Annotated in this window: 17 protein-coding genes; 7 read left to right on the plus strand and 10 right to left on the minus strand. The window is 71.8% G+C overall.

The genetic code is table 11. The features are described 5' to 3' along the window. Positions 1-64 precede the first annotated feature (64 nt). Positions 65-874 carry an NAD-dependent epimerase/dehydratase family protein gene (locus ACFY8U_RS21160; RefSeq protein ID WP_389572323.1) on the plus strand — a complete coding sequence of 270 codons (810 nt, stop codon included), beginning with the start codon at positions 65-67 and terminating at the stop codon, positions 872-874. A gap of 289 nt (positions 875-1163) precedes the next feature. Here the strand turns inward: ACFY8U_RS21160 and ACFY8U_RS21165 are convergent, their stop codons facing one another. Next, complete coding sequence (locus ACFY8U_RS21165; protein WP_389572325.1) at positions 1164-2141, minus strand: AraC family transcriptional regulator; 978 nt, start codon at positions 2139-2141, stop codon at positions 1164-1166. Positions 2142-2210: 69 nt separating this feature from the next. On the opposite strand from ACFY8U_RS21165, the gene ACFY8U_RS21170 reads away from it, so the two are divergent. Next, positions 2211-2441, plus strand: a complete 231-nt coding sequence (locus ACFY8U_RS21170) for a hypothetical protein (protein ID WP_361432569.1) — start codon at positions 2211-2213, stop codon at positions 2439-2441. Positions 2442-2486: 45 nt separating this feature from the next. After that, a complete protein-coding gene (locus ACFY8U_RS21175; protein WP_389572328.1) occupies positions 2487-3716 on the plus strand; it encodes a TerD family protein in 1230 nt (409 codons plus the stop codon). Positions 3717-3781: 65 nt separating this feature from the next. Here the strand turns inward: ACFY8U_RS21175 and ACFY8U_RS21180 are convergent, their stop codons facing one another. After that, positions 3782-5218: an alkaline phosphatase PhoX gene (locus ACFY8U_RS21180; protein ID WP_389572330.1), complete on the minus strand. Its 1437-nt coding sequence runs from the start codon at positions 5216-5218 to the stop codon at positions 3782-3784. 157 nt (positions 5219-5375) lie between these two features. Continuing rightward, a complete protein-coding gene (locus ACFY8U_RS21185) occupies positions 5376-6830 on the minus strand; it encodes a hypothetical protein (RefSeq protein ID WP_389572333.1) in 1455 nt (484 codons plus the stop codon). A gap of 212 nt (positions 6831-7042) precedes the next feature. On the opposite strand from ACFY8U_RS21185, the gene ACFY8U_RS21190 reads away from it, so the two are divergent. Beyond that, on the plus strand, positions 7043-8890 hold the full coding sequence (locus tag ACFY8U_RS21190) for an endonuclease/exonuclease/phosphatase family protein (RefSeq protein WP_389572336.1): 1848 nt from the start codon (positions 7043-7045) through the stop codon (positions 8888-8890). Between the two features lie 9 nt (positions 8891-8899). On the opposite strand, the gene ACFY8U_RS21195 is transcribed toward ACFY8U_RS21190, so the two are convergent. Beyond that, a complete protein-coding gene (locus ACFY8U_RS21195) occupies positions 8900-9616 on the minus strand; it encodes an antibiotic biosynthesis monooxygenase (protein ID WP_389572339.1) in 717 nt (238 codons plus the stop codon). A 93-nt stretch (positions 9617-9709) separates the two neighbouring features. On the opposite strand from ACFY8U_RS21195, the gene ACFY8U_RS21200 reads away from it, so the two are divergent. Then, complete coding sequence (locus ACFY8U_RS21200; protein ID WP_389572342.1) at positions 9710-10153, plus strand: GNAT family N-acetyltransferase; 444 nt, start codon at positions 9710-9712, stop codon at positions 10151-10153. A gap of 8 nt (positions 10154-10161) precedes the next feature. Here ACFY8U_RS21200 and ACFY8U_RS21205 read toward each other — a convergent pair whose 3' ends face one another. Further along, a complete protein-coding gene (locus ACFY8U_RS21205; protein ID WP_389572345.1) occupies positions 10162-10902 on the minus strand; it encodes an SDR family NAD(P)-dependent oxidoreductase in 741 nt (246 codons plus the stop codon). 130 nt (positions 10903-11032) lie between these two features. On the opposite strand from ACFY8U_RS21205, the gene dapA reads away from it, so the two are divergent. Further along, positions 11033-11911 carry a 4-hydroxy-tetrahydrodipicolinate synthase gene (gene dapA / locus ACFY8U_RS21210; protein ID WP_389572348.1) on the plus strand — a complete coding sequence of 293 codons (879 nt, stop codon included), beginning with the start codon at positions 11033-11035 and terminating at the stop codon, positions 11909-11911. Here the strand turns inward: dapA and ACFY8U_RS21215 are convergent. The 4 genes from ACFY8U_RS21215 to ACFY8U_RS21230 form a co-directional block, all read right to left on the minus strand. Beyond that, the gene (locus tag ACFY8U_RS21215) at positions 11896-12114 is read right to left on the minus strand and encodes a hypothetical protein (protein WP_361592687.1); all 219 of its coding nucleotides are present in this window, start codon (positions 12112-12114) and stop codon (positions 11896-11898) included. The genes dapA and ACFY8U_RS21215 overlap by 16 nt on opposite strands. Before the next feature lie 75 nt (positions 12115-12189). Further along, positions 12190-13173, minus strand: coding sequence for a 2,3,4,5-tetrahydropyridine-2,6-dicarboxylate N-succinyltransferase (gene dapD / locus ACFY8U_RS21220; protein WP_352186255.1), 984 nt, complete (start codon positions 13171-13173; stop codon positions 12190-12192). Between the two features lie 134 nt (positions 13174-13307). Then, positions 13308-13898 (minus strand): TetR/AcrR family transcriptional regulator, encoded by a 591-nt coding sequence (locus ACFY8U_RS21225; protein ID WP_389572352.1) that lies wholly within the window; start codon positions 13896-13898, stop codon positions 13308-13310. Next, positions 13898-14218: a multidrug efflux SMR transporter gene (locus ACFY8U_RS21230; RefSeq protein WP_361432597.1), complete on the minus strand. Its 321-nt coding sequence runs from the start codon at positions 14216-14218 to the stop codon at positions 13898-13900. The genes ACFY8U_RS21225 and ACFY8U_RS21230 overlap by 1 nt, the downstream gene beginning before the upstream one ends. 63 nt (positions 14219-14281) lie before the next feature. Here ACFY8U_RS21230 and ACFY8U_RS21235 point away from each other — a divergent pair, with 63 nt between their 5' ends. After that, positions 14282-15361, plus strand: a complete 1080-nt coding sequence (locus tag ACFY8U_RS21235) for an oxidoreductase (RefSeq protein WP_389572355.1) — start codon at positions 14282-14284, stop codon at positions 15359-15361. Here ACFY8U_RS21235 and ACFY8U_RS21240 read toward each other — a convergent pair. Then, a complete protein-coding gene (locus ACFY8U_RS21240) occupies positions 15351-15716 on the minus strand; it encodes a VOC family protein (protein ID WP_389572358.1) in 366 nt (121 codons plus the stop codon). The two genes, ACFY8U_RS21235 and ACFY8U_RS21240, sit on opposite strands and share 11 nt — an antisense overlap. Between the last annotated feature and the right edge of the window lie 25 nt (positions 15717-15741).

The following is a 15741-nucleotide window of genomic DNA, read 5'->3' on the forward strand; positions in this document are numbered from 1 at the left end:
CGACGAGCCGCGTCCCTACCGTGTCCACGTTTGTGAATACGATCCACGGACGGAGACTCCTCCCATGCCCACACCCCGTACCGTCCTGCTCACCGGCGCCGCCGGCGGCGTCGGCACGCTGATGCGCGAGCTGCTGCCCGCGTACGGTTACGAGCTCCGCCTGCTCGACGTGGCACCCGTCGACGGCGCACCGGACGCGATCGTCGCCGACCTCGCCGACCGCGACGCGCTGCGCGAGGCGGTCCGGGGTGTCGACGCCGTCGTCCATCTCGCCGGGATCTCCCTGGAGGCGGACTTCGAGAAGATCGTGGCCGCGAACATCACCGGCCTTCACCACCTCTACGAGGCCGCTCGGGAGGAGGGGGTGAGCCGGATCGTCTTCGCCTCCAGCAACCACGCCGTCGGCTTCACCCCGCGCCCGCGCGAGGACGACCCGGTGCTCCCGGTCGACGCGCCGCACCGCCCGGACACCTTCTACGGCCTGTCCAAGTGCTTCGGCGAGGATCTGGCCCAGTTCTACTGGGACAAGCACGGCCTGGAGACCGTCTCCGTACGGATCGGCTCCTGCTTCCCCGAGCCGACCTCGGTACGCATGCTGTCGATGTGGCTGAGCCCGGCCGACGGCGCGCGGCTGCTGCACGCGGCGCTCACCGCCGAGGGCGTGGGGCACACCGTGGTGTACGGCTCGTCCGCCAACACCCGGCTGTGGTGGGACCTTTCCTCCGCGCGGGGGCTCGGCTACGAGCCGCAGGACGACTCGGAGCCGTACGCGGAACGGATCATCGCCGAGCAGGGGCTGCCGAAGGACGACGATCCGGCACACGCCCATGTGGGCGGCCACTTCTGCACGGAGCCCCCGCGCTGGCCGCACTGACGGCGGGCGCCGGACAGGGGGTTCTACACGGGCCCGGCCGGACATTTGCGGGGGCGTCGGCCGGGCCCGGGTCACAGCATGCTCTGGCACACGCGACAGAAGGAACGTTACGGCGGCCGCAGATGCGGTCGCGATCCGCTCAGCGCGGCAACTGTCCGCGGAACGCGGCGGATACGACGAAGCCCGGGCGTCCGGCCACCGCGGGCGGTCCGGCGGCCGCGGGCGTCCAACCTCCGCGTGCGGTCCGGCGGCCGCGGGGTCCGGTCGTCACCCACCGGCCGCCGTCACCTCACCGGCGGCCGCCCCCCCGCCGCAGCGTCTGCGAGGGCGTCTCCCCGAACCGGGTCCGGTACTGCGCCGCGAACCGGCCGTGATGCGCGAAGCCCCAGCGCCAGGCCACCTCGCTCACGCTCAGCTCCCCGGGGCCCGCGCCCCGCAGCTCCTCATGGACCCGTTCGAGCCGGACCTCACGGACGTACGCCATCGGCGACATACCCACGTACTCCCGGAACGACTCCTGGAGCCTGCGCACCCCGACCCGGGCGAGGCCGGCGAGCTCGGTCGTGGTGAAGGGGTGCTCGGGGCGGGCCCGTACGGCATCCATCGCCCGCTTGACGGGCGCAGGCCGCAGCGGTTCGCCCGGATGGGCCAGCTCGTCGCGCCAGGGGTGCTCGGCCGCGAGCAGCAGCCCGTTGAGCAGCGCCTCCTGGAGGGGAACGGCGACCAGCGCGTGGTGGGCCAGGCTGTCCCCCGCGAGCGCCTCGCGCGCCACCTGGCGGGCGAGGCGCACCCAGCTCAGCCCGGGTCCGCGGGTGGTGTCCAGCCGCGGCGCGAAGGCGAGGTGTCCGCGCGGCGGGCGCCCGAGGAGCCGTTCGAGACGCTCGCGCAGCGCGGCCGCGTCGATCTTGACGGAGAGGACGCGGCAGTCCCCGCTCCAGCGCTCCAGGACGGTGTCCCCGCACGGATCCAGCAGCACCGCCTCGGCCGCCGTCGCGACCACCGGGGCGGCGCCGCCCTGGCGCAGCTCCATCGTCCCGCCGAGCGGGGCGTTGACATGGAACGCCCCGAGCTCGCCGAAGCGCATCCGGACGTCCGCCCCGCAGGACAGGTCCCCGATGACCAGCGGCCCGAGGGCGACGGTGTCGAACCTGGCCGCGAAGGGCCGCTCGCGCCGCTCGACGACGTCCATGAAGTTGGCGTAGTACCGCGCGTCGATCTCCTGCCGCGCCTGGTCCACGTCCCGCGTACGAAAGCTGCTCCCACCCACGAACGGAAGAATACGATCCGCTCGAATATTCATATGACGGACCTGCCCGGGACCGGCAGGATGCCCGTCATGCCACAGCCTCAGGGATTCAGTCACGAACAGCGCGCGGACGGCACGGTCGTCATCACCCACCGCGGGCGCGCGGCCGGCACTCTGCGCGGAGGCCGTGCGGAGAAGTTCCTGGCGGAGGTGGCGTCGGGGGACGCCCAGCTGGTCATGGCGCGCTGGACGGGCGCGTACAAGTTCGGCAACGAGCGCATGGCGCGGAACCACCCCCGTAACCAGAGTGGCCGAAGGTAGGGAAGGTAAGGGAACGGCAAAGCGGTCTCGCTCGTTAGCCTTGGCATGACCGCTATGACCCCCGGCTCGAACATCCCGCTCACCGCCGCGCGCGTGGCGGTGGACGTCGCCGCCCCGGTACGGCTCGACGTCTCGGGCCTTCTGCTCAGCGCCAATGGCAAAGTGCGCTCGGACGACGACTTCATCTTCTACAACCAGCCGAACGGCCCCGGTGTGACCTACCGCTCCGGCGGCGGCTCGGCACCGGACGCGATCGTCGTCGACACCGGCGCGGTGCCGCCGGGCATCGAGAAGATCGTCGTGACCGCGAGCCCCGACGCCGCGGGCCAGTCCTTCCAGGGCATCGAGCCCACGGCGACGATCCGCAACGCGGACGACGGCAGTGTCCTCGCCACCTTCACCCCGCCGCAGCTCGGGACGGAGACGGCGCTGGTGGTCGTGGAGATCTACCTCCGCAACGGCGCCTGGAAGGCCCGTGCGGTGGGCCAGGGGTACGCCAACGGGCTGGCGGGCATCGCCACCGACTTCGGCGTCTCGGTGGACGAGGAGCCCGCCGCGGCCGCGCCCGCCGCCGCCCCGGCCCCCGCGGCGCATGTCGCGCCGCCCGTGGCCGCTCCCGTGGACCCGCGGATCGCCGCCCCCACGCCTCCCCCGCCGGCCGCTCCCCCGGCGGCCCCGGCGGCCCCGGTCTCCACCGGCAAGATCAACCTGGACAAGGGCAGGGTCAACCTCCAGAAGAACCAGACCGTCTCCCTGGTCAAGGGCGGCCGCCCGCTGCTCTCCCAGGTCAAGATGGGCCTCGGCTGGGAGCCCGCGTACCGCGGCAAGGACATCGACCTCGACGCCTCGGTCATCGCGTACGGCCCCCAGCGCAACCACCTGGACAGCTGCTACTTCGGCAAGCTCTCCATCCTGAACGGCTCCATCAAGCACTCCGGCGACAATCTGACCGGTGAGGGCGCGGGCGACGACGAGGTCATCGTCGTCGACCTCGGCCGCCTCCCCGCCGACGCCACGGGCCTGGTCTTCACGGTCAACTCGTTCTCCGGCCAGAAGTTCACCGAGGTCGCCAAGGCGTACTGCCGGCTGATCGACGCGGCGACCGGCGAGGAGCTGGTCCGTTTCGACCTGACCACGGCCGAGCCGCAGACGGGCGTGATGATGGCCAAGCTCATCAAGCAGTTCAGCGGTGAGTGGGAGATGACGGCGCTGGGCGAGTTCGTGAAGTCGCGGACGGTCCGGGGCATGGTGAAGCCCGCCGCCCAGGCGCTCTGACGACACCGGACAGCAGGAAGGGCCCGCCGGGTGACCGGCGGGCCCTTCCGTCGTATCGGCGTGGGTCAGCGGCGGGGCTGGCGGCGCCACGGGCCGGTGATGGCCACCATGATGCCCGGGTCCTGGATGTTGGCGAAGAGCGTGTCGCCGTCGCAGGAGAAGACGACGCCGGTGAACTCGCTGTCGTTCAGGTCGTTGCGGGCGATGGGGTAGGTGCGGCCGCGCTCGGTGGCGCCGAAGAGGTGCTGGACACCCTCGCCGTCCTCGGCGATGACGAGACCCCCGTAGGGGGAGACGGTGATGTTGTCCGGGCCGTCGTAGGCACCGTCCTTCTCCGGGTCGGGGTTGACGCCGAGGAGGACCTGGAGCGTCAGGGTGCGGCGCTTGGGGTCGTAGAACCAGACCTGCCCGTCGTGCGAGGGGCCGGGGCTCTCGTCACGGGCGTACGACGAGACGATGTACGCGCCGCCGTCGGCCCACCACATGCCCTCCAGCTTGCGGGCCCGGGTGACCTCGTCGGGGCCGAACTGCTCGCGAACCTCGACCTCGCGGCCGTCGCGGTCGGGGACGTCCAGCCAGTCCACGCCGTAGACCGTGCCGATCCGGGTGGCCCGGGAGAGGTCGTCGACGAAACGGCCGCCCGAGTCGATGCAGCGGGGCGCCTGGAGGACGCCGGCGTCGTCGGCGAGGGTGCGGAGCTTGCCGCGGCCGTGCTCGAAGCCCTTCGGCGGCACCCAGCGGAAGAAGAGGCCGTTGGGCTCGTCGGCGTCCTCCGTCAGGTAGGCGTGACCGCGCTTGGGGTCGATGACGACCGCCTCGTGGTCGTAGCGGCCGAACGCCTTGATCGGCTTCGGGTCACGGTTGGCGCGGCGGTCGCGCGGGTCGACCTCGAAGACGTAGCCGTGGTCCTTGGTCATGCCGTTCTCGCCGGCGCGGTCCGAGTTCTCCTCGCAGGTGAGCCAGGTGCCCCAGGAGGTGCGGCCACCGGCGCAGTTGGTGGAGGTGCCGGCGATGCCGACCCACTCGGCGACGGTGCCGTCACGGTGCACCTCGACGACCGTGCAGCCGCCGGCCGCGGCGGGGTCGTAGACGAGACCCTCGGTGAGCGGGACCGGGTGGGTCCAGCCGGAGCGCTTGCCCTTGAGCTCGTGGTTGTTGACCAGGAGGGTGGTGCCGCGCGGGCCGGCGAAGGTGGCGGTGCCGTCGTGCTTCTGCGGGGTGAACTCGCCGGACTCCAGCTTGGTGACACCGCTGTGGGTGATGACCCGGTACGTGAAGCCGGCGGGGAGGGCGAGCATGCCGGCGGGGTCCTCGACGAGGGGCCCGTAGCCGAGCCGGTGCCGGTTGCCCGCCTCCGCCTGCTCCTCTGCCCGGTCGTCCCGGTCGTCCGCGGTGGCGAGCGCCTCGGGTGCGGTGGCGAGCGCGGCGACCGTTCCGGTCAGGACGAGCCCGGCCCCGGCGGCGGTGGACTGCTTGGCGAACTCTCTGCGGTTGAGAGGCATGGCGTGTTCGTCTCCCTGTCGTCACCCGGTGTCGGGCACACGGTCCCGCCCACGCACGAACGAGAGTTGAACGGAGAGACGCCCCCCAATGAACTGCGCTGCGGAGAGGCGGACGGGACCGGGCGCCCGGCAGGGCGCCCCGCTCCCCCCGGCCCTCTCACGCCCCCGCGCGCGACCTCGCCTTGAAGGCCGCCTTGCGGGCCTCCTTGGCCGAGGCCTTGTCCGGGTGCAGCCGGCCCATGGCCTCCAGGACCTCGGCCGTCGCCGGGTGTTCGACGCGCCAGGCCGCGTCGAAGAAGCCGCTGTGCCGGCCGGTCAGCCCCTCGATCAGCTCGCGGAGTTCGTCCAGGTCGCCCCGGGCGTCCAACTGCGCGGCGATCGTGTCGATCGCGAGCCAGAAGATCATCGACTCCGACGGCGCCGGCACGTCCGCGGCGCCCTGCTCCGCCAGCCAGACCCGGGCGAGCCCGCCCAGTTCGGCGTCGTCGAGCACCTCCCGTACGGCGGGCTCGGCGTCCGCGCCCACGAGCGAGAGCGCCTGCTGGCAGTGGAGCCGGCGCAGCGGGGAGCCTTCGTCGGCGCCCCGCGCGGCGGCGAGCAGGTCCCGCGCCGCGCTCACGGCGTCCCGCCCGGCCAGCCAGCCCACGGTCTCGGCGCGCGCCGCGGTCTCGGGGTAGACGGCGAGCCCGTCGAGGAGCACGTCCGCGCCCTTGTCGGCCAGTTCGCCGACGGCCGGGGCGTCGACGCCCGCCTCCAGCATCCGGGCCCGTACGCCGTAGAGCCCGAGCGGCGTCAGCCGGACCATGCCGTAGCGGGTGACGTCCTCGTCGTCGACCTCGTCGATCTGCGCGGTGGGCTCCTCGCCCTCCTCGACCATCAGCGCCTCGTCGACGGGCTGGTACTCGACGAGCCCGATGGGTTCGAGCAGCCGGAACTGCTCGTCGAGGCGCATCATCGCCTCCGAGACCTGCTCCAGGACGTCGTCGGTCGGCTCGCCCATGTCGTCCGGGACGAGCATCGACGCGGCGAGCGCCGGCAGCGGCACCGGGCCCTCGCCCGGTCCGCCCTCGCCGACCGTGAGCAGGTACAGATTGCCGAGCACGCCCTCGAGGAACTCGGCCTCCTCCTCCGGGTTCCAGTCGAGGAGCTCGAAGTCGATCTCACCGTCCTCGCCGATGGCGTCCGCCAGGTCGTCGAGGACGGGGGCGGTGGCGTCGGCGAAGACGACGTCCATGCCGTCGAGCCAGATCCCGAGGACGTCGAGCGGGGTGCCTCCGGTGAGGAGTGCGAGGTTCTCGCCCGCGGTGACCGCGCCCGGGGTGTCGTCGTCCTCGCCGTCCTCGACGTCCACGAGCCCGGTGTCGACCGCGAGGCGCCATGCCTCGCTCGCGTACGCCTCACCGTCCTCGTCCGCCGTGAGCCCCAACACCTCGGCCGCGGCGGGCAGCTGCTCGTCGACGAGTTCACCGCCCGCGCCGACCCGGGTCTCGGGGCCGGCCCAGCGGGCGAGCCGGGCCGCCCGTGCCAGGAGGGGCGTGGCCAGGGCATCCCTCGCCAGCTCCGCGTCCGAGTGCAGCTGAACGGGGGGCAGGGTGGGGCGGTCCGGTGCCATCTGGGGTCTTCTCCTCGAAGGGCTGCGAGCCTGGGTGGCCGTGCTGTCGGCGAACGGACTTCAGCGTAGACGCATTTCCCGCCCGGCCCGCCGGTTCACGGAGGCGTCAGCCTTCGTACACCTTTCAACCCTTGACAAGTCCACCGCTCAGCCAAGAGATTGACGCGCGTAGACCCATCGACCGTTCATCCAAGCGCTTCCGGAGCTCCCTGATGCCTTCCTCCATACCGAGATCCGCGGCCATGGCCGCCGTCGTGTCGGCCGCGCTCGCGGCCGGACTCCTCGCCGGCTCCACCGCCTCGGCGGACACCTCGGCGGAGACCGCCGCCGGTGTCCGTATCCACGACATCCAGGGCACCACCCGTGTCTCGCCCCTCGTCGGCACCCAGGTCACCGGCGTCACGGGCATCGTGACCGGTGTACGGACCTACGGTTCGCGCGGATTCTGGATCCAGGACCCGCAGGCGGACGACAACCCGGCCACCAGCGAGGGCCTCTTCGTCTTCACCAGCTCGGTGCCGACCGTCGCGGTCGGCGACGCCGTCAGCGTGAACGGCACGGTCGGCGAGTACGTCCCCGGCGGTCTGAACTCCGGCAACCAGTCGCTGACGCAGATCTCCAAGCCCACGGTCACCGTGGTCTCGCAGGGCAACCCGGTCCCGGCCCCCGTGACCATCTCGGCCTGGTCCGTCCCCGACGCGTACGCGCCCGAGGGCGACGCGGCCGCGGCCGGCTCCATCAACGGCCTCACCCTGAACCCGGGCCGGTACGCCCTGGACTACTACGAGTCGCTCGAGGGCACCAATGTCCGCGTCGGCACCTCGCGCGTCGTGGGCGCCACCGACCCGTACTCCGAGCTCTGGGTGACGGTGAAGCCCTGGGAGAACCGCAACTGGCGGGGCGGCACGGTCTACGGCTCGTACGCCTCGCAGAACACCGGCCGGCTCCAGATCCAGTCGCTGACCCCGATCGCGCAGCAGCCCTTCCCCACGGCCAACGTCGGCGACGTGCTCTCCGGCACGACCGAGGGCCCGCTCGACTTCAACCAGTTCGGCGGCTACACGCTGACGGCGCGCACCCTCGGCACGGTCGTCGACCGCGGCCTGGAGCGCGAGACGACGGACAAGCAGCACAAGAACGAGCTGGCCGTCGCGACGTACAACGTCGAGAACCTCGACCCGTCCGACCCGCAGGAGAAGTTCGACGCGCTGGCGGCGGCCGTGGTGAAGAACCTCGCCGCGCCTGACATCCTGGCCCTGGAGGAGATCCAGGACAACAACGGCGCCAAGAACGACGGCACGGTCGCCGCCGACCAGACGCTGAAGAAGTTCACCGACGCCATCGTGGCGGCGGGCGGCCCGGCGTACGAGTGGCGTTCGGTGGACCCGGAGAACAACAAGGACGGCGGCGAGCCCGGCGGCAACATCCGCCAGGCCTTCCTCTTCAACCCGGAGCGGGTCTCGTTCACCGACCGCGCGGGTGGCAACGCGGTCACCGCGACGAATGTCGTGCGCGGCGAGGACGGCACGCCCGAGCTCACCCTCTCGCCCGGTCGGATCGACCCGGCGAACACGGCCTGGGAGAGCAGCCGGAAGCCGCTGGCGGGCGAGTTCACCTTCCGCGGCCGTACGGTCTTCGTGGTCGCCAACCACTTCGGCTCCAAGGGCGGTGACGAGTCCCTGGTCTCGCACCACCAGCCGCCGGTCCGCTCCTCCGAGGCGAAGCGACTGCTCCAGGCGCAGGCCGTCAACGCCTTCGTGAAGGACGTGCTCTCGATCCGGAAGAACGCGGACGTCCTCGTCCTCGGCGACATCAACGACTTCGAGTTCTCGGAGACGACGGAGGCACTGACGGACGGCGGCGCGCTGTACCCGGCGGTGAAGTCCCTGCCGCGCAGCGAGCGCTACTCGTACGTCTTCCAGGGCAACAGCCAGGTTCTCGACCAGATCCTGACCAGCCCGGGGATCGGCCACTTCGAGTACGACAGCGTCCACATCAACGCGGAGTTCGCGGACCAGAACAGCGACCACGACCCGCAGGTCCTGCGCTTCCGCCCGTAGTACCCCCTGCTACGCGCCCGCGCTGAGACTCAGCGCGGGCGTGTAGCGCTTCACGGCGCCGCCGGCCACTCCCGGGTAGTCCTGTACACGGGCCCACTGCGGGGTCGGGGAGCCGATCCCGTCCCCGGGCAGGGCGAGCGCCTCGATGTGGGCCTGCTCGCTCTCCCACTCCGCGTAGTTGAGGACCCTGGTGCCGTCGACGCCGACGTGGAAATGTCCGGAGATCCCACCGGTTGCGGGGTTCGGGTCGGTCTCCAGCGCCTCGAAGACCCCGTCCACCCAGGCGCGCTGCCGGTCGGCGTCCGGCCCGTCGAACTCTACGTCGACGATGACGACACAGCCGGGGATCCTGGCGGCGCTCTCCTCACCGGGCGGGGTGGACCGGTAGAGCGTGTACCGGTGGAGCGCGACGCGTTCGATCCCGGGCACGGCCGCGTCGATCTCGGCGTTCCGGTCGCCGCGGAAGGTGCGGACGAACTGCTGGTACGCGTCCTCGTCCGTCCACTGCGAGTAGTGGAGCAGGGTGTCTCCGTCGGTGCCGATGTACACCGAGTACGAGAGCAGCCCGACGTCCGGCCAGTCCCGGCCCTCCCACGCCTTGGCGATGGCGTCGACGGCGGCGCGCTGCCGCTCGGGCGTGCCGACCCGCCACGTGGAGACGAGCACACGTCCTACGCCGGGGCGGCGCAGGTCGGGACGGGCGTCGGGCTGGGCAACGGCGTTCATGGGGTGGCCTCCTGTCGTCGGTGATCCCACCCTCCAACCTCGACCACGCTTGAGGTCAAGGGCCTCCGGTACGGATCTGCGAGACTCGCCGTCATGATCCTCCGCCCCGCCACCCGTGCCGAACTCCCCGCCGTCCTCGCCCTCCTCGCCGACGAGGAGCAGGTCGTGGACCCCGCCTCGGTCGTCGTCACCGAGGCGTACGAGCGGGCCTTCGCGGACATCGCGAGCGATCCGCGCAACGAGATGCTGGTGCTCGTGGACGGGGAGCTGGTCGTGGGCTGTCTGCAGGCGACGTACATCCCGGGTCTGGGCAAGGGCGGGGCCGAGCGGGCCCTGATCGAGGCGGTGCGGATCCGGGCGGACCGGCGAGGCGGGGGGCTCGGCCGGGAGCTGATGGCGCGGGCGGTGGAGCGGGCTCGCCAGCGCGGCTGCGCGCTCGTCCAGTTGACCAGCGACAAGCGGCGGACGGACGCCCACCGCTTCTATGCCTCGCTGGGCTTCGCCCGCAGCCACGACGGGTTCAAGCTCGCGCTCTGAGCCCCGCCTCAGCCGAGCAGGTGGCCTCCGCCGTCGACGAGGAGTACCTCGCCCGTGATGTACGAGGCGTTGGCGAGGTCGAAGACGGCGCCGGCGATGTCCTCCGGTCGGCCCACCCGACGCAGCGGAACCGCTCCCGCCACATGGGCCTTCGCCTCGTCGGCGCCCTCCACGCCGTCGAACCAGGGGGTGTCGATGAAGCCCGGTGCGACGGCGTTGACCCGGACGGCCGGGCCGAGCGTCTTGGCGAGCAGCTTCGTCATGTGGTTGACGGCCGCCTTGGAGACCGCGTACGGGATGGAGCTGCCGCCGGGGCGGACACCGGCCTGCGAGGAGATGTTCACGACGCAGCCCGCGCCGTGCTCGCGCAGGTGCGGGACGGCGGCGGTGACGGTCTGCCAGACCCCGATGACGTTGACGTCGTACAGGTGCCGCCAGACGTCGGGCGAGGCCGCGGCGAGGTCGTCGTGCGGGATGAAGCGGGTGGTGCCGGCGCAGTTGACGAGGATGTCGAGCCGGCCGTATGCCTCCACGGCGGAGGCGACGAGCCCGGCGGCCTGGGCCTCGTCCGAGACGTCGGCCTGTACGTAGACGGCGTCGGGCAGTTCGGCGGCGAGGGCCTTGCCCGCCTCCACCGACCGTGCCGAGTTGACGACGACCCGGATCCCGGCGGCGGCGAGGCGTCGGGCGATCGCGGCGCCGATGCCCGAGGACGAGCCGGTGACCAGGGCGACACGCTGTTCGCTCATGCTGTTCTCTCTCCATGTCCTCCTGTCGCGCAGGGAGATCATGCCAGAGGCCCACCCTTCAGCGACGCTTACCTCTCATCCCAAGAAGAACTAAGTGGACCTTCAGGATCAAGCGCGGCAGACTTCCTTGATGAGCACTGAACGCCCCTTCGGCCGCGCCCTCTGCGCGATGATCACCCCGTTCACCGCCACCGGTGAGCTGGATCTCGACGTCGCCCGCGAGCACGCCGCCCATCTGGTCTCCGAGGGATGCGACGGTGTCGTCCTCAACGGCACCACCGGCGAGTCCCCGACCACCACGGACGCCGAGAAGGCAGCGCTGATCGAGGCGGTCCGCGAGGCCGTCGGCGCGGGTCCGGCCGTCGTCGCGGGCGTGGGCACCTCGGACACCCGCCACACCGTGGAGCTGGCGCGCCAGGCGGAGAAGGCGGGCGCGGACGGGCTCCTGGTCGTCACCCCGTACTACAGCCGTCCGCCGCAGGCCGCCGTCGAGGCGCACTTCCTGAAGGTCGCCGACGCGACCGGCCTGCCCGTGATGCTGTACGACATCCCCGGCCGCACCGGCACCCGGATCGAGCCCGGCACGATGCTGCGGCTCGCCGAACACCCGAGGATCGTCGCGGTCAAGGACTGCGCCTACGACCTGCTCGGCTCCACCAAGGTGATCGCCCGCACCTCGCTCGCGTACTACTCCGGCTGCGAGGAGCTGAACCTCCCGCTGTACGCGGTGGGCGGCGCCGGTTACGTCAGCACGGTGGCCAACGTGGTGCCCCGTCAGATGCGGGCCGTGCTCGACGCCTTCGACGCCGGGGACACGGCCGAGGCCGCCCGGCTCAACGGGCTCACCGTCCCGCTCACCGAGCTGATGATGGCCTCCGGCCTGCCGGGCACGGTCACGGCCAAGGCGCTCCTCGGCGATTACGTCCGGGAACCGCTGCAGCCCGCCGACCTGGAGACGGTCGACGGGCTGCGGGCGGCGTACGAGGATCTGGTTCAGTCGAACACGTAGGTGGTGCCGAAGAGCGCCGCGTGCTCGAGGACGTCCTCCAGGGGGTCGTCGATCTGACCGGTGTGGAGGGTGAGGCTCGGGCCGTTCGAGACGTACGGACCGTTGTGCGTCCGTGTGTGCGTCTCGTCCGCGGAGGCGGCCGCGGCGGGCAGGAGTACCGCCGCCACGGTCAGCGCTCCGACGATGGTGGGCCTCGTCCTCATGTCGACTCCTCGCCTTGTCTGCTCGTGTGACTACGTCATCCTGATAACGCAGCGTCACACGACCAGGTCACGGCCTCAGTTGTGGCTGTGGAGGATCTCGTTGAGCCCGCCCCACACCGCGTTGTTCGGGCGGGCCTCGACGGCGCCGGTGACCGAGTTGCGGCGGAAGAGGATGTTGTCGCCGCCGGACAGGTCGCGGGCCTTGACGATCTCGCCGTCGGGCATCGTGACGCGCGTGCCGGCGGTGACGTACAGACCGGCCTCGACGACGCACTCGTCGCCCAGCGCGATGCCGACGCCCGCCTCGGCGCCGATGAGGCAGCGCTCGCCGATGGAGATGATGACGTTGCCGCCGCCGGAGAGGGTGCCCATGGTGGAGGCGCCGCCGCCGATGTCGGAGCCGTCGCCGACGACGACACCGGCCGAGATACGGCCCTCGACCATCGAGGTGCCCAGGGTGCCGGCGTTGAAGTTGACGAAGCCCTCGTGCATGACGGTCGTACCGGCGGCGAGGTGCGCGCCCAGGCGGACGCGGTCGGCGTCGGCGATCCGGACACCGGCGGGGACGACGTAGTCGGTCATCCGCGGGAACTTGTCGATCGAGGTCACCTGGAGGTGCAGACCCTCGGCGCGCGCGTTGAGGCGGACCTTCTCGATGTCGTCGACGGCGACCGGGCCGAGCGAGGTCCAGGCGACGTTGGCGAGCAGGCCGAAGACACCGTCGAGGCTCTGGCCGTGCGGCTTGACCAGCCGGTGGCTGAGCAGGTGCAGACGCAGGTACGCGTCGTGGGCGTCGAGCGGCTTGTCGTCGAGCGAGGAGATGACGGTGCGGACGGCGACCACCTCGACGCCGCGGCGGGCGTCCACGCCGAGGGCCTTGGCGGCGCCCTCACCGAGGGCGTTGACCGCGGCGTCGGGGGTGAGCCGCTCGGTTCCGGCGGGCCCGGGCGCGTCGGTCAGCTCGGGGGCGGGGAACCAGGTGTCGAGAACGGTGCCGTCACCGGCGATGGTGGCGAGGCCGGCGGCGACGGCGCCGGTGGTGCGAGGAGCAGTGGTCATGCGGAAAACCTAACGTTCGGGGCCCCGCCCGGGCCAACCGGTCTCAGGTGTCGGTCGAGCGCCCCGGCGGAACCGCCAGCCCGGGTGACGGACGACTTGGCGGATCACCCGGGCCGGGCAGGGGCAGGCGCGGCTCAGGTGGCGCCGGGCGCGGCGGCGGTCTCCGGTGTCGTCGGCAGGAGGCGCGCCAGCATCACGCGCGCGTACTCCTCGTCGTACGTCCCGTCCGTCAGCAGGACCTGGAGACAGATGCCGTCCATGAGGGCGACCAGCGCGCGAGCCGTCGTCGGGTCCGTCCGCCGGGACAGGGCCTCGGTGACGGCGTCCGTCCACTCCGCGGCGACCGGCCGCAGAGCGGGGCGGCGCAGCGCGGCCAGATAGAGCTCGTACTCCAGCTCCACCCCCGTCCGCGCGCCGCCGATCCACTCCCCCATCAGCCGGGCGAGGGCGGCTGCGAGGTCGGCGTCGGAGTCCGTGCCGGGTCCGGCGAGCGCCCGGCTCTCGCGCAGCTGCCGGCCGAAGCCCTCGTTGGCCTGGCGCAGCGCGGCGACGAGGAGCTCGTCGAGGGAGGCGAAGTGGTACGTCGTGGAGCCGAGCGGCACGTCCGCCTCGGCCGCGACCGTACGGTGGCTCAGCCCGGCGATGCCCCGGGCGCCGACCACGCGCAGCGCGGCGTCGACGATCCGCTGCCGTCGCTCGGGGTCGTGGCGGCGGGCGCGGGGCATCAGTGCGCTCCCCCCATGTTGAGCACGAGGACGCCCGCGATGATCAGGAGGACCCCGGCGACCTTGGCGACGCTGAACGTCTCGTTCATGAAGAGGATGCCGATGACGGCGACGGCGGCGGTGCCGGCGCCGGACCATATCGCGTAGGCCGTGCCGACCTGGAGGGTCTTGAGCGCCTGGGCGAGCAGGGCGAAGGCGACGAGATAGCCGACGCCCGTGACGATCGAGGGCCAGAGCCTGGAGAAGCCGTCGCTGTACTTCATGGAGACCGTCGCGATGATCTCCGCGGTGATGGCTCCCGCCAGCAGTCCGTATCCCATGCGTACCATCGTACACATCCATATGTACGGGCGTACACAAAGGTGCCCGCTACGGTGTCCCGCATGACCTATCCCTCGGGGCCGTACGGCTACGGCTACGCTCCCCCGCCCCCTCCGCCGAAGCCCGGCGTGATACCCCTGGCGCCGCTGGGTCTCAGCCAGATCCTGACCGGCGCCTTCGCCACCATCGGCCGCTACTGGAAGCAGCTGCTCGGCGTGGCCGCGGCCGCCTACGGCGGGGCCCTTCTGCTGCTCGCGGCGGCCGGCGGCCTGGCGTACGCGGTGGTCGCGGACCATGTGCCGCGCGTCTTCGATCTCCCCGGCGGGCAGGAGCCCAGCTGGGACGACGGCCGCCCGCTGCTGATCGCCTTCGTCGTCGTGTGGCTGATCGCCGTGATCGGGATGCTGGTCGCGAGCGCCGTCGTGTACGCGGCGTGCCCGGCCGTCCTCCAGGACGCGGTGCTGGGCCGGCGGACGACCTTCGGTGCGGTCTGGCGCCGCTCCTGGGCTCGGATGCCGGCGGTGATCGGCACGGTCTTCCTGACGACGCTGATCATCTTCGTGCCCATCGCCCTCTTCACGGTGGCGATGATCGGCTTCGTGGTGGCGCTCTTCACGGCGGCTTCGAACGCGAGCACCGGGTCGGACTCGACGATGATCACACCCGGTCTCGCCCTCGTCGCCTTCCTCGTCGCCCTGGCCGCCATGCCGCTCGCCACCTGGATCTGGGTGAAGCTCAGCCTGGCGCCGGCGGCGGCGGTCTTCGAGGGGCAGGGCGCGACGGCCTCCATGCGCCGCTCCAGCGAGCTGGTGCGCGGCTCATGGTGGCGGATCTTCGGGGCGCTGCTGGTCGCGGGCATCATGGCGGCGGTGGCGAACTGGCTGATCCAGCAGGTCCTCAGCCTGCTGCTGTCGGTCCCGGCCTCGTTCTCGGGCTCGTCCGGCTTCGAGACCGCGGGCGAGGTCATGATCGCGCTCGTACCGGTGCTGGTGATCGCCGTCGTCGGCGGGATGCTGGCACAGGCCGTCTGCTCGGTCTTCCCACCCCTGGTCACCGGTCTCGTCTACGTCGACCAGCGCATCCGCAAGGAGAACCTGGCCCCCGCTCTGGCACAGGCGGCGGGGACTCCGTTCAGTCCGTGAGCGACCGCTTCGGGCGCAGCACGCAGAACTCGTTCCCCTCGGGGTCGGCGAGGACGACCCAGGTCACGTCCTCGCCCTGACCGACGTCGACGCGCCGGGCCCCGAGGGCGAGGATCCTCTCGACCTCGGCGTCCCGGTCGTCGGGCGTCAGGTCGATGTGCAGCCGGTTCTTGACGGACTTGGTCTCGGACACGGGAAGGAAGCACATCCCCGGCATGGCGGTGGCGTCGGCACCGATGACGATCTCGTCCTCGGCCTCGAAGAGGATCTGCCAGTCCAGCACCTGCGCCCAGAACCGGGCCTGCGCGGGCAGGTCGTGGGAGTCGACGGCGAGTTGATACATGCGAACGGCCATGCCCACCAGTCTGCCTGGCGAGCAT

Source organism: Streptomyces sp. NPDC012508 (genome assembly GCF_042902595.1).
GTDB lineage: Bacteria > Actinomycetota > Actinomycetes > Streptomycetales > Streptomycetaceae > Streptomyces.